This is a genomic window from Enterococcus sp. HMSC076E04, assembly GCF_001814285.1.
GTDB lineage: Bacteria > Bacillota > Bacilli > Lactobacillales > Enterococcaceae > Enterococcus_B > Enterococcus_B lactis.
In genome coordinates this window covers 4962-18154 of record NZ_KV815632.1, presented here as the reverse complement: position 1 = coordinate 18154, position 13193 = coordinate 4962, and the positions used below count along the sequence as shown (strand labels likewise).

Below are 13193 nucleotides of genomic sequence, written 5' to 3'. Positions count from 1 at the left end.
GAATTTTATTTTTCTTTCCAAACTCCATACTTAATAGCGAAATCCTTGACTACAGATAGATAAATTTCTTTTAACCTTTTATCGCTTTCGATTACATCTAACTTATTTGTCTTATCTCGCTTGGATTTTGGAACACCTTCGCCAGCCATACGGTTACGTAAATTGGTTAATCTAGTTTTGAGAGAGGAGCCAGCTCTACGATCAACTTCTTCATATATCGCTGTTTGAATTTCTTGATAAGCACCGTATCCGCCTTGGGTTTCCGCCATTTTATTTACGAGCTTTCGACATTCTCTACGCCAGTCAGTTGTATTCAATGCCACAATTTCAGTAATATTCTCCATTTGTGTTGCTAGACGTTTTGTCTCTAACTCTTGCTTAGCTACTGCGTTAAATATTCCTTGGAACATTTGAAGTTCTGGACTTAGCTTTGAAGTATCAAGTAATTGTTGTTTGTATTCTTTTTCTACTTCAATAAAATATTGACGCGCTTGTTTTCCTTTTTCTGTTCGTTGAATCATTGAGATTTCTTTTGCCATGTCCAATTTCATTGCATGGTCGGTAATATTCTGAATTCCTCCAGGGGTCGGACATTTTTGGGTCACCCTTACGAAATCTATATTTTCAACAAAACCATATTCCGCCATACGACTAAACCATTTTTTGTATTCTGTTGCCACCTCCAAAAACTCATGCAATTCTCTGCCGTTTACTAACTGCTCATTCTCCTCATTTGTTGTTACTTTGATTAGTTCTTTCATGGATTACACTCCTTAAAAATGAATAAATATGTTTTTCATAAGTTATTTTATTAAAAATGAATCGTTATGAAGTTTATATCGTATAAACTCGTCTTTGCTTCCAAAAAAAATATTTGCTGTTGGAAAATGGTATATTTCTGGTATTAATTGCACATATTTTTGCTTCATTTTATTCGGATCTTGTTCCCAATTTGCTAAGGTTTGATGGTGAACATCAAAGAGTTTTGCTGCTTCTTTTAAAGAATATCCCATCATAACTCTAGCTGCCTCCAAAGTAATTTGTAATTCCATTTTTATTCCTCCTTCGTTTATGTAAATTATTTTATACTAGTTTATACTACCAGTCAACGATTTTTGACGTTTTTTAAATTAAAAAACACTGTTATAAAACTACTTTATACTTGTTTATATTGATTTAATTCGATATTATTAATAAAAAAGGAGGAGAAAATAACATGCCAAGAAAACCATTATCAGAAGAAGATAAAAAAGCTCGCTCCATTATCGCTAACAATTTAAAAAAAATTACGCATGGCTACACAAGAGCACAATTGTCAGATATGACAGGTATTCCTGTTACGACGCTATCGGGATATTTTACTGAAAAATCAACTATCAGTATGGAAAACGCTGAATTAATAGCTAAAGCTTTTAATGTTGATAAATCTGATATAGATCCAAGATATTCCAGAGAATACAATTATTATGATTTAAAGAAAGAAGTTTTAGATGAATTACAGGAAAACAATAAAAGTTTCGTTGCTGATAAATTTGTAGAGTTAGCAGAAAAAGCAAATGCAGCAGGGATGACTTTGAACAGAACTAAAACTGATAGAGGAAACATTATGACAGTTCTATCAAGTGATATTCAAGAATATAACTTTTTTGACACTTCTGTTGCTGCCGGCATACCTTCTTCAGTCGAAGCTTTTGATCAAGACCATATTGAGCAAATTGCTATTCCTGATTATGCCATGGGAAAATATGCAGGATATCAAGATGTATTTTTTACTAAAATAAATGGAGATTCCATGAATAACGTTATTCCTGATGGATCATTAATTGCTGTAAAGAAAATAGAGAGCTGTGATGAGTTAAAAGATGGAGATATAGTAGTCTTTAGCAACGATAACGAATTTTCTGTAAAAAGATATATAAATGATCAACAAAATAATCGCATCATTTTTAGACCTGATTCTTCTAACATTTCTTTCACTGATATTGTGGTTAATTATGATGATACTAAATACGTTCAAATTTATGGGAAAGTCGTTGTATATATTGTCCAACTATAATTAATTTGAGAGGGTATAAAATGAAAATTGGAATGAGAAAACCGAGCATAAAGAAATCTATCGGCGCTAGAACTACTGGAAAGGCAAAAAGAGCTGTGAAAAAAGCAGTGATTCCTGGTTACGGTAAAAAGGGGTCTGGATGGATTAAAGACCCAAAAAAGGCTGCTTACAATAAAGTATACAAGAAAACTACATTCAGTTTTTGGGATTTATTTAAATAAAAAAAGCCCGTGCAGCAACACGGACTCGAAACCTTATTTCTAAGATTCCCCAATAAAAATCATATCATAGAAATGAGGAATAAAAAATGAAAAAAATGATAGGAAGTCTGTTAGTTCTTGCTTCCCTACTACTCTTCACTGCTTGTGGGAAAAAAGTAACCACAGATGATTTAAAAGCTAATGATTGGTTGATTGAAGCAACCAAAGATGACGAACCAAATATGATAGCATCATTTTCTGATCATATCGTTTCTTTTAGTGTTGACACAAGCAAAATGAAATCTACAGCTAGCGATGAGTGGGAAGCCATGGGAGAAGAATTTGCTAAAAGCCTAGTTGATCAAATGAATTATAAATTTGAATACACTCTTGAAGGTAATGTTATGACTTGGAAAGACGACAAAGACAAGGATAACGATGCCAAGTATACCGTTAGCAAAGAAGACAAAAACATTATTTTGACTCCAGAAAAATCTAATAAATCTGATGATAAAGAGAAATTAGTTTTAAAACCCTACAAAAAGGAAAAAACTAAAGACTCTAGAACAACTACTAGCTCAACAAGTAGCAACGAACAATCATCTTCGACTACAACAGAAAGTACTATTACATCTTCTAGTACAGTAGAACAAGCTGCTATTGCGCAGAACACGCCTCCTGAAACTAGTAGTACTTACTCAGCGGAAAGTGTAGAAAACTACGCAGAAGCTACTCCAAGTTCAAACATGGAACAAGTAGTGACACCGCCTAGCACGACTGAACAATCAGTTCCGCAAGATTATGTACCTGCCGGTCAGCCACCACAACCAGCTCCACCGGCTTCTTCGTCTACGGAAACATCTGCCGGCTCGACGACTACTGTACAATCAGGAGAAAGTCCAAAACAAGTAGCAGAACGTGTAGGCATAACGGTGGATCAATTGTTTGCATTAAATGGAATCGACCCAAATAATTACTTCCTATATCCAGGACAAGAATTAAGAATCAAATAAAAAAGCACATTTGCCGCCCGACCAAGAACGCAAATGTGCAAAGAGCTACGGTAAAGTAGGTCTATTTGTTGTACCCTATTTTACCATCTCGAAATCCGCTGTACAACCGAACAAACGTACGAAAGGAAAGATAAAAGATGGCAAAAAAAGAAATTGATAAACGAATTAAAAAGCACTTAACAAAAAAAGGAGAAGAAAAATATCAGTTTAGTCTGTACTTAGGAGTTGATCCGCTAACAGGAAAAAAAAGAAAAACAACGAGACGAGGTTTTAGTACGCCATTAGCCGCTGAGAGAGCTTTAAAAAGATTGGAGACAGATATACAGGAAAAAGGACTGCAAGCTTCTACAGCTCAAAAGAGCAAGAAATTCGAATATGTTTACGGCTTATGGTTTGAAAATTATAAAAAGACAGTTAAAGAAAGCACTTGGTCCTCCACCAAACAAATTTTTGACACACACATCTTAAAAGTGTTTGGAGATAAGTTCATTGACAAAATAGACGTTTTTTTCTGTCAAGAAGCAGTAAACACTTGGTCCGATAGCCATCCTAAAATTTTTAAGAAAATAAAAAATTACACATCTAATGTTTTTGATTACGCTGCTTCTTTACAAATTATAACTAGCAATCCTATGAAATTAGTTTCTATTCCACGTGGAGAAGCTCTAGATATCGAAGATAAAAATATCGAATTTTATACTAAAGAAGAATTAATCGAATTTTTAGAAGCAATAAGAAACGATGATGATGAAAGATATTTATTCTTTTCCCTATTGGCTTTTACAGGTATAAGAAAAGGAGAAGCTTTTGCACTGACCTGGTCGGATATTGATTTTAAGAGCAAAACACTCAATATTAATAAAACTGTAACAAGAGGTTATCAAGGGAGATTGATCGTAAATACTCCTAAATCAAAATCTGGAAAAAGAAAAATTTATCTGGACAATGATTTGATCAGTTTATTGAGAAAGTATTATACAAAAAACAAAACGATCGTTACAATCCAAAGCGAAAACTTAATTTTTCACCATGATGGTCTTCTCTATAACCCTACAGTTTCACGTTCGTGGCTTAATGTCATATATAAGCATCATCCAGAATTGACTAAAAGAATCACTACTCATGGTTTTCGACATACTCATGCCTCTCTCCTTTTTGAATCAGGAGCTTCTTTAAAAGATGTTCAGGAACGTTTAGGGCATGCAGACATTCAAACTACTTCAAATATTTACACTCATGTAACTGAAACTCAAAACAAAAAAGTCATCAATAATTTTGTAGCATTTATGAAGAATAGTACTCAGGGGGAGTCAAAAGGGGAGTCAAAAAACATTTTAGGCTAAATTACAACAAAAAAAGACACGATCGAAATCGCGTCTAATCGTTGATATATAAGGAAGGTACAGGATTTGAACCTGCGCGCCGGTATTAGCCGGTTCGCCGGATTTCGAGTCCGGTGCATTACCACTCTGCCAACCTTCCGCAAGTACTATTTTTAAACTTTTCCCACGAAATGTCAAGCCTATTTCTAACAGATAAATAACAGAAACCGTTTTTTTACAAAAAAAGTCCATTGACAGTTTACAGCCAACGGACTTACCGATCAAATTCATCATGATAGAACACTATCTGATTGTTTCAGGATTATCTAGTGCTAAAATCGAGTCAATTGTCCGTTTGATCAGTGCGATGATTTGTTCTTCTGTTGGATGCATGATGTTTGATGACATCAATGATGCTAAGCCAGTCACCGCTACCCATGTACCAGTATGCAAGGCATCGATATAATCATCCGATAATTGATTGTATCTTTCATCTTCTTTGACTATTTCACGGAAATAGTTGTAAGAAAAATCATGAATTTTCTTTCCGTCCCCATGTTCATCAATGTACAATGCCATGTAAAGACTATGATGTTTCTTTGCAAAGTAGATATAGTTCAAACCGAGATCAATGATTTTATCACCCGTACGCTCAATAGGGAAAACATCTTCTTTTAGTTGTTCAAAGATCGAATCCAATAACGTATTTTTCAAATCTTCCATGTTTTTGAATTCCAGATAAATTGGCTGAGTCGAAATCCCCATCTTTTTCGCAATGTTTCTCGCAGTAAATCCTTTAAACCCTTCCTTTGCAACAACATCATAAGCAGCTTTTAGAATTTGATCCTTGGTATAGACTTTTCTTCTCATTAAAACTCCCCCACTTCTTTACTGCAGTATATGTTGTTTTATTGTACCCTATTTTTAGTATTTTTTGCAAACATTTTACTCAAAACGTTATATTTTAAATTTTTTTCTCAGTCTTCTTTAACTTTTTTTGCAAAATTAAAAAAATTTGGTTAAATTCACTGGGTTCCCTTACATTTTTAGTTTTAACCTAAATGATAGTTGACCAAATCTTTCATTTCAAGTTATAGTTAAAGAAAACGAAAAAGAAGGTGTGTAATGGAAAACGAAACTGACGTTATTTATATTCATCCTCAAAAAAGAATCGTTTCACAGAAAAGAAAATATTTTTATCTTAGTTTTACAGGTGCTTTTTTTCTTTTTATTGGCTTAGTTTCTGGTACACCTGCCGCTAATTGGAGTGGTCTACTGACTATTCTTACCTCGCCAAGCAATCTTCTGACAGATTATTTTGCTTTGGGTGGTTTTGGAAGCGCATTTATAAACGTTGGGATCTTGACCTTACTTTCTGTGCTTGTGGCTTACCGGCAAAAGGTGATTTTAAATGGCCCCTTATTCGCTTCGATTTTAACAGTTACCGGTTTTTCTTTTTTTGGCAAAAACCTTTATAATTCAATCTCGATCATTTTAGGTGTATACCTGTATGCTGTATTTGTCAATAAACCTTTTTCTCAGTATATTATGATAGGACTGTTCGGCAGCGCATTGTCGCCGGTCGTTAGTTACATTACTTTTGGTATGCGCTTTCCTTTGCTAGTAGGAATTCTACTGGGAAATTTGGCTGGTATAGCAATTGGTCTTCTTCTTCCGCCGTTAGCTGCTCAAACTTTAGTTTTCCATCGCGGGTTCACGCTTTATAATATTGGATTTACCTCAGGCTTGATTGCCATGGCTTTTACTGCTGTTTTGCGATTGTTCAGCTACTCAATCGTCGAGAATACATTGGTTTCCAATGAATACCATTCCCCTCTCGTCTGGATCATTTTCGGCTTTTTTTTGCTGACAGTCGGTTTTGGTTTCTATTATAATTCCTTTCGACTTTCGGGTATTCGAGAGATTTTCGATTCATCTGGTAAACTGACAACTGATTTCATTGCTAATTCTGGTATCGGTGCTACTTTGATCAACGTGGGGCTAGTTGGTCTAATGCTTTCTTCTTATGTTTTGCTGGTTGGTGGTAAGTTAAATGGTCCTGTCATCGGTGCTATTTTATCTGCGGTTGGTTTCAGTGCTTTTGGTTGTCATTTAAAAAACAGTTTTCCGATACTAGTCGGAATTTTTCTTGCTTCTTTGTTTGGGACGTTTCATGAGATCACCAGCACCGGCATGCTCGTTGCCGCTGTGTTTGGAACAGGCCTCGCGCCCATAAGCGGTTTTTACGGCAGTTTTTACGGTGTAATAGCTGGTATGTTACATATTGCTCTTGTTGCTCTTGTCCATAACGTCAGCACTTTGCACGGAGGACTCAATTTATATAACAGTGGTTTTTCAACTGGATTCGTTGCAGGTATCCTTGTACCGATACTAGATAACTTTACTGCTGTCAGAAAGGAAAAAAAGACACTTGGAAAAAGAATTATCAAAAAGAATCATCGATGAGCTTCTTACTTATCTATATTCCCACGAAATAACTGAAATACGTATTGGCGTAGAATTTGCTGAGGAGGGACTTTTCATAGAAATACAGGGCACAACAGAATCTCAGCCAGAAGATCTAGATGTACTTGCTGATTTGCTGAACAATCCTCGAGACCCTAGCATGGAAATCTACTATCAGGAGCTATTAGGTAATCCTCGACATGATCGGGAAGATTATCATCTGCTAGGTAGTTTGATTGACGATGTGGAAATCATGTATGTCCAGCCGATTATCAATATCAAAATTTTTCGGCGTGCTTCTCCTCGCCCTTATTATTAGCCTATTCTACAAAACAGCTTCATCCACCTAAAACAGCTCCTGAAAGTTCGATTAAAAATCTACTTTTAGGAGCTGTTCTAAGCTTGATATTATTGATTTTCCAATCCTTCGTATAATTCATCTGTTACAGGTTCTAAAAACTCTGAATTACCAGCAGTGATCGCCAAATGTTCAAACCAACTGTCTTTTGTCGCACCATGCCAATGTTTGATCCCTTTGTGCGTTACGACGACATCTCCAGCCATTAATCGTCTTGCTGGCTTTCCTTCTTCCTGATACCAGCCTTCTCCTCCGGTCACAAGTAAGATTTGATAACCGTCTGTATGGACATGCCAGTGATTGCGACAGCCTGGTTCAAAAGTTACATTACCTACACCAACAGAAATTTCGGGATCGTTTACTAACATATTCAGATAGCTTTGCCCGGTAAATACTTGAGCGTAAGCTTCGTTTTTTTCACCTGCTGGAAAAATCACGCCTTTTTGTATTTCTTCGTGTTTTGTCATCATTTATGCCTCTTTCTTATCTTCACTATTTTCTTCTAGATAGATTTCTTTTGCTAAATAAACTAAAAGCCGACCAAGCTTTTGGCCACCCTACATAAAAAGCTAAATGGGTAATGATTTCTGCTATTTCTTCACTAGTAATGCCATTTTGCTTGCCAATTTTCAGATGAGCCGGCAATTGTTCAAAATTCCCTTCTGAGATCAAAGCAGATAGGGTGATGATACTACGCTGATGAGGAGATAATTCTTCTCTTGACCATACTTCTCCAAATAAAACATCGTCATTCAATTCTGCAAATTTTGGTGCAAACTCCCCCAATTGATCTCTTCCTGCGGTTTGTTTTTCTGCCATTTTTTTACTTCCTCCGTTCGTGATTGCTAGGTGATTCAAACACTGTTCTTAAGTAACATCATTATCTATTGTTTCTTCGCATTTTATTTTAAGCCCTATTTTTTAACCTGTCCAATGCTTAGTTTACTCCATCAGTATGCTTTCCAAGCATAATTGTTAACGTTTTCTATCTTTTTTCTATTTTTGAAAAAACAAGATATTAAATAAGTCTTTAGTTGGATGTTTTTTTGAGATTATTCTTTTATACTTACAATGAACGTATGATGAACTTACAAAATTGTTTGTTTTCTGTCATCTTAAAAAGTGGCGCAGACAGTTGCTTTTCTAGTAAAGTATAGATACCAAAGAACCTCTAAGGAGTTGATGAATAATGAATATTGCTGCCTCTCGAAAACTGATAAACTTCATTTCCATTATTGGATTAGGTCTATCGATCGCGCTGACGATTTATTTTATTAATTTAGGTGTTTTCAAAGATTTGAATGCTTTAAGAGGATTAGTAGGTGATTCGATCATTTTAGGTCCGGTCATTTTTATCTTCATCCAAATCTTGCAAGTGGTTATTCCAATCATTCCTGGAGGAATCAGCACTGCAGCGGGTGTTCTGATATTTGGTCCTTATGCTGGCTTTATTTACAATTATGTTGGAATCTGTATTGGTTCGATTATTATCTTTCTTCTAGGACGACGTTACGGAAAACCATTCATTCTTTCCATGATCAGCGATAAGACCTATAACAAATATATTGGCTGGTTAGACAATCAAAACCGCTTTGAGAAGCTGTTTGCTCTAGCTATTTTTCTTCCTGTTGCTCCGGACGATGCGTTATGTTTGATGGCTGGATTGACAAACATTTCAATGAAACGATATACACTGATTATTTTGATAGCTAAACCACTATCGATTTTCTTATACAGTATGGCTTTGATTTATGGAGGACAATATCTAAGTGGTCTTCTTGGTTAATATTTATTTTGCAAAATCAGTTATTGATTGATTACCAATGTTAATTCTGGGAAAGGATCTGCAAGATACATTGCACCCTTTCCTTTTTCATTGGATTTGCGCTACAATGTGAAAGTAGGTGATAGGATGAATTATTTGAAACGTAGCTTAGGCAACGCGTGGGATTTTTTGAAAGGAACACAAGCTTATTTCCGTGATGTCTTGCTGATGCATGGCTTTATTTTATTTATTTGTTTACCCTTATTGAGCAGTACGACTCGTTTTATTTTGCACCGAGGAGCAATTGACTATTTGTCTTATGACAATATTCCTTTGATTTTCTCTCAGCATCCTGGAGTTCTGCTGTCGTTAATCGCCGTTTTATTGACGATTTTACTATTGGTTTATTTCGAATTTGCATTTCTTTTGATGAGTGTCTTCTTTATTAAAAAGAAAGAACCCGTTTCTTTAAAGCAGCTCTTGCACTTGACGATACTTCAACTGAAGAAAGTGAGACCTATTACTTTTCTGTTTTTTCTTGCTTATTTTTTATTGATTCTACCGATCAGCGGGTTAAGTTTCAATTCTGATCTACTGTCAAAAATAAAAATCCCTGCTTTTATCATGGATTTTATTTTTGCTAACCGTTGGATCGTCGTCAGTTCCTTTTTACTCGTTTACATTTTTCTTGGCTATATTGGGATTCGGCTGATTTTCGCTTTACCTGAAATGATTTTACGAGATCGACCTTTTCGAGCATCCATTCGAGAAAGCTGGTTGCTGACCAAATCACGTCTTTTTGCTATCACGGGGCAATTTATCGTGATTGGCGGTACGATTTTACTTCTTTCTTCTTTGGGATATATCGTTGTTATTTTGGCACAAAGTGTTGTTGAAGAATTTTTCCCGAATTACGCATTGATCAGCGCTGTATTTGCGATGACGCTTTTACAAGGAATTTTATTATTCAATATCGTGATGTCTACTGTAGGAATTTTTTATATCATCGTTGATTTCATGGATGACGAAGGTTTCTTACCAGAGATTCCCAAGTGGTTTACGCCTCAAACGTCCAACGTGCATTTATCTGCGCTGAAAAACACTGGTTTGACCCTTTTTGCAGTTTTTTTCGGTATTGGCGTTTGTCTTTACAATATGGATTATCTGACTTCGGCAGTTCAGACAAAACCAGTGACTGTATCTCACAGAGGTGTAAGTACGCAAAATGGGGCGCAAAATACTTTAGAAGCACTTGAAAAAACAAGCAGAGACTATCATCCTGATTATATAGAGATGGATGTGCAGGAAACAAAAGATGGCCGTTTCGTAGTGATGCATGATGCAAATCTTCGTCACTTAACTGGGGTAAATCGAACACCACAGGATTTGACGTTGAAAGAATTGACAAATCTTACGGTTACTGAAAATGGGTTCCAAGCCCCTGTGTGTTCTTTTGATTCTTATTTAGAAAAAGCGCATGAATTGAACCAAAAATTACTTATTGAGATTAAGACCTCTAAAAAAGATTCAGATGACCTGGTCGAACGATTTGTTCAGAAATACCGCAAAGCGATTTTAGAGAATCATCATATTTTGCAAAGTTTGACGTACCAAACTGTTTCTGATTTAAAAGAAGCAGAACCAAACTTTTATGTGGGCTATATCTTGCCTTTCAATATCGTTGGGCCTCCCGTAACGCCTGCTGATTTTTTGACAATGGAGTATAGTACGATCAATCGTAACTTCATTAATTCTGCCCATCAAGATGGAAAAAAAGTATATGTATGGACGATCAACGATTCAGATGCTATGAGTCGCATGATGTTTTATGGTGTGGATGGTATCATAACCGATGAGATGGGACTACTAAATGAAAGTGTGAAACAAACAGATGAAGAAATCACTTATTCAGACAAGCTACTAAATTTTGTTTTGGGTGTTGGCTAATCAAAAATCGTTAATGAAATAAGTTTTTATACAACAAAAAACGCATAACCTGTTACCGCAGGTATATGCGTTTTTTGTTTGACATTCATAACGTGTCCTTAATTATCTCTTGATTCCTTCATCGCACGAACAATAGCTAAAATAGCAGGAATTGCAGAGATCACTGCAAGAATAATTCCCATTTTCCCTGAACTTTTTCTTTTAGGCATATCTTCTCGCTCCCTTCTGTCTTTATTTATATTATAAGGGAGTTCTTGCGAATTCTCAAAAATACTGTTTAAGAAACCAATTCAGCAGGTGCACTAATATCACAGAATTTTACGAGCATGCGGTACTTGCTTTCATAAATGATTGGATAGTCTCGTTGGTCATAACTTTCAACATACACGACAGCCGTGTTGTTATATGTACGTTCAATACAGCCAATTAGTTCGTGAGATACGCCAATCGGTTTACATATATAAGATCTTCCTACTTCTGCTTTTACCATTTCATTCCCTCTTTTCTTTGTTTTTCTTTATTTTATAATAACAAATCTCCCTTCAATTGAAAACGTTTTATTTAATTTTTTTATTTTTATTTGATTTATTTTTTACTTTTTAGATAACTATTTTCTTATCATAATTCTAGATGTTGTGACAAAAACGTTTGTTTATATTCCTATGTTGTTCGTGTGTTCTTTTCATTATCCTGCTAAATTATTTACAAGGGGTGAGTATATGATTTATATCCAAGCAATAGTCTTTGTAACGTTGATGGTTGGGCTACTTATTGGCTTGAAAGAAAACAGCTGATTGATTTAAGAAAAAATAAATAAGAAAAGTGATAAATGCTTTTTAATTGCATGAAAAAACGGACGATGCTAAACTTGTTATAGGTTCGAAAGTTTAAAGGAAACTTTCAAGAACTGAATTACATTACAAAGGAGATGAATTTTATGACGTTTACAAAAACAAATATGCAATACCGCGTAGCCTTTGATACAACTTCTAACCGTTTTATGGCGATTGATGCACAAAACGAAAATAACGTTGCGTTTGGTATTACAATTGAACAAGCAGTCCGAGCATTAAATGAATCTAGATAGGGAGTGACCCATTCCAAATGGCGACTGATGAGATCTCGGAAAATCAATAGAAGACGTTTGTAACGGTGATCCGCGACAGACGTCTTTTTATATTTTTTACATACATTTGGTCATTATATCTGTCATTTGTTCTTGACCTAAACAAAAATATAGTTTTAATATCAATTATCGTCGCTTTTTATGACAATTTTGTTAGCTGTTTCGATGATGATATTTTGTTATGATTTGTATAATATTCTATAGAATAAAAATAAAAAAGGAGAATTTTCATGAAAAAAATTTTAGGGTTAATCGTTATCGTATTGATTGCTTTTATAGGTTGGAAAGGCTGGGACTACTATCAGTCTACTTATGTTGGAAAAGATTATTATGCAGTAATCAAAGCACCGATGCCTGCAGAAACTGATATTAAAGCAGATAATGGAGAAGTAATTGGAAAAGGGTTTAAATATAACGTAGATGCGTACGCTGAAAACGGTGAAAAAAGACAATTGGATTTTGATGTCATTACTTCTGGCGACTCTGCTAATGGTTCTGCTTATCCCGAAGGAACAATCTTGCAGTTGAAAGCAAGCGAAAAGCGAATTATAGAGAAAAAAGTAATCACTAGCGATAAAGTACCTTCATCTGTAAAAGACAAATTAGGGCTATCTTAACACTAAGAAAATATCGCAAAAAAGCACTCGAAGTGAGTGCTTTTTTACTTACTGATTTTAGAAAAAAATAGAATTGGTCTTCGAAGTCACTTTCCTGTTCTTCAAGTCCTTAACTAAAGAACAAGGCAATGAATCGATTCCCATACAAACAAGAGGCTGGGACAAAATTCTTGTCACAGCCCCCTTTTTCCGAATAAATGGTGCCGATATGTGTTAAGTACCTAAATGGGTACCAGCTTTCATTTTAAAGTCAGCATGTTTCTATCACTAATTATTTAAATCTAGTGAAAAACCCTTATCTTACAGGCGTTCGTTCAATTCTT

Annotated in this window: 16 protein-coding genes and 1 tRNA gene; 10 read left to right on the top strand and 7 right to left on the bottom strand. The window is 35.2% G+C overall.

Annotated features, from left to right (window positions below):
- Positions 1–5 precede the first annotated feature (5 nt).
- A complete protein-coding gene (locus HMPREF2961_RS12615) occupies positions 6–761 on the bottom strand; it encodes an antA/AntB antirepressor family protein (protein WP_002301769.1) in 756 nt (251 codons plus the stop codon).
- 42 nt (positions 762–803) lie between these two features.
- Positions 804–1052 carry a helix-turn-helix domain-containing protein gene (locus HMPREF2961_RS12610; protein ID WP_002301771.1) on the bottom strand — a complete coding sequence of 83 codons (249 nt, stop codon included), beginning with the start codon at positions 1050–1052 and terminating at the stop codon, positions 804–806.
- 164 nt (positions 1053–1216) lie between these two features.
- On the opposite strand from HMPREF2961_RS12610, the gene HMPREF2961_RS12605 reads away from it, so the two are divergent.
- The 4 genes from HMPREF2961_RS12605 to HMPREF2961_RS12590 all read left to right on the top strand — a co-directional run bounded on the left by HMPREF2961_RS12605 (position 1217) and on the right by HMPREF2961_RS12590 (position 4612).
- A complete protein-coding gene (locus HMPREF2961_RS12605; protein WP_002301773.1) occupies positions 1217–2056 on the top strand; it encodes a LexA family transcriptional regulator in 840 nt (279 codons plus the stop codon).
- Between the two features lie 20 nt (positions 2057–2076).
- Positions 2077–2277 carry a hypothetical protein gene (locus HMPREF2961_RS12600; protein WP_002301774.1) on the top strand — a complete coding sequence of 67 codons (201 nt, stop codon included), beginning with the start codon at positions 2077–2079 and terminating at the stop codon, positions 2275–2277.
- A gap of 95 nt (positions 2278–2372) precedes the next feature.
- On the top strand, positions 2373–3269 hold the full coding sequence (locus HMPREF2961_RS12595; protein WP_256277992.1) for a LysM peptidoglycan-binding domain-containing protein: 897 nt from the start codon (positions 2373–2375) through the stop codon (positions 3267–3269).
- Between the two features lie 137 nt (positions 3270–3406).
- Entirely contained in the window at positions 3407–4612 is a 1206-nt protein-coding gene (locus tag HMPREF2961_RS12590; RefSeq protein WP_070704897.1) for a site-specific integrase, read from the top strand.
- Between the two features lie 51 nt (positions 4613–4663).
- Here HMPREF2961_RS12590 and HMPREF2961_RS12585 read toward each other — a convergent pair.
- Together HMPREF2961_RS12585 and HMPREF2961_RS12580 are read right to left on the bottom strand one after the other, a co-directional pair.
- Positions 4664–4751, bottom strand: a tRNA-Ser gene (locus HMPREF2961_RS12585).
- A gap of 143 nt (positions 4752–4894) precedes the next feature.
- Entirely contained in the window at positions 4895–5461 is a 567-nt protein-coding gene (locus HMPREF2961_RS12580) for a TetR/AcrR family transcriptional regulator (RefSeq protein WP_010727129.1), read from the bottom strand.
- Positions 5462–5716: 255 nt separating this feature from the next.
- On the opposite strand from HMPREF2961_RS12580, the gene HMPREF2961_RS12575 reads away from it, so the two are divergent.
- Together HMPREF2961_RS12575 and HMPREF2961_RS12570 are read left to right on the top strand one after the other, a co-directional pair.
- On the top strand, positions 5717–7057 hold the full coding sequence (locus HMPREF2961_RS12575) for a DUF1576 domain-containing protein (RefSeq protein WP_070704891.1): 1341 nt from the start codon (positions 5717–5719) through the stop codon (positions 7055–7057).
- Positions 7023–7376: a hypothetical protein gene (locus tag HMPREF2961_RS12570; protein WP_070704888.1), complete on the top strand. Its 354-nt coding sequence runs from the start codon at positions 7023–7025 to the stop codon at positions 7374–7376. Before HMPREF2961_RS12575 ends, HMPREF2961_RS12570 begins: the two co-directional genes overlap by 35 nt.
- Positions 7377–7465: 89 nt before the next feature.
- Here the strand turns inward: HMPREF2961_RS12570 and HMPREF2961_RS12565 are convergent, their stop codons facing one another.
- Positions 7466–7885, bottom strand: coding sequence for a cupin domain-containing protein (locus HMPREF2961_RS12565; RefSeq protein WP_002308853.1), 420 nt, complete (start codon positions 7883–7885; stop codon positions 7466–7468).
- Positions 7886–7907: 22 nt separating this feature from the next.
- A complete protein-coding gene (locus HMPREF2961_RS12560) occupies positions 7908–8234 on the bottom strand; it encodes a carboxymuconolactone decarboxylase family protein (protein ID WP_070704884.1) in 327 nt (108 codons plus the stop codon).
- Positions 8235–8604: 370 nt separating this feature from the next.
- Here HMPREF2961_RS12560 and HMPREF2961_RS12555 point away from each other — a divergent pair, with 370 nt between their 5' ends.
- The gene (locus HMPREF2961_RS12555; protein ID WP_002308851.1) at positions 8605–9201 is read left to right on the top strand and encodes a TVP38/TMEM64 family protein; all 597 of its coding nucleotides are present in this window, start codon (positions 8605–8607) and stop codon (positions 9199–9201) included.
- Between the two features lie 126 nt (positions 9202–9327).
- Positions 9328–11127, top strand: a complete 1800-nt coding sequence (locus tag HMPREF2961_RS12550) for a glycerophosphoryl diester phosphodiesterase membrane domain-containing protein (protein ID WP_002313630.1) — start codon at positions 9328–9330, stop codon at positions 11125–11127.
- Between the two features lie 277 nt (positions 11128–11404).
- On the opposite strand, the gene HMPREF2961_RS12545 is transcribed toward HMPREF2961_RS12550, so the two are convergent.
- Positions 11405–11617: a hypothetical protein gene (locus HMPREF2961_RS12545; protein WP_002314783.1), complete on the bottom strand. Its 213-nt coding sequence runs from the start codon at positions 11615–11617 to the stop codon at positions 11405–11407.
- Positions 11618–12064: 447 nt separating this feature from the next.
- On the opposite strand from HMPREF2961_RS12545, the gene HMPREF2961_RS15465 reads away from it, so the two are divergent.
- Together HMPREF2961_RS15465 and HMPREF2961_RS12535 are read left to right on the top strand one after the other, a co-directional pair.
- On the top strand, positions 12065–12214 hold the full coding sequence (locus HMPREF2961_RS15465; protein ID WP_002293931.1) for a hypothetical protein: 150 nt from the start codon (positions 12065–12067) through the stop codon (positions 12212–12214).
- 269 nt (positions 12215–12483) lie between these two features.
- Entirely contained in the window at positions 12484–12870 is a 387-nt protein-coding gene (locus HMPREF2961_RS12535) for a YxeA family protein (RefSeq protein WP_002308846.1), read from the top strand.
- Positions 12871–13193 lie beyond the last annotated feature (323 nt).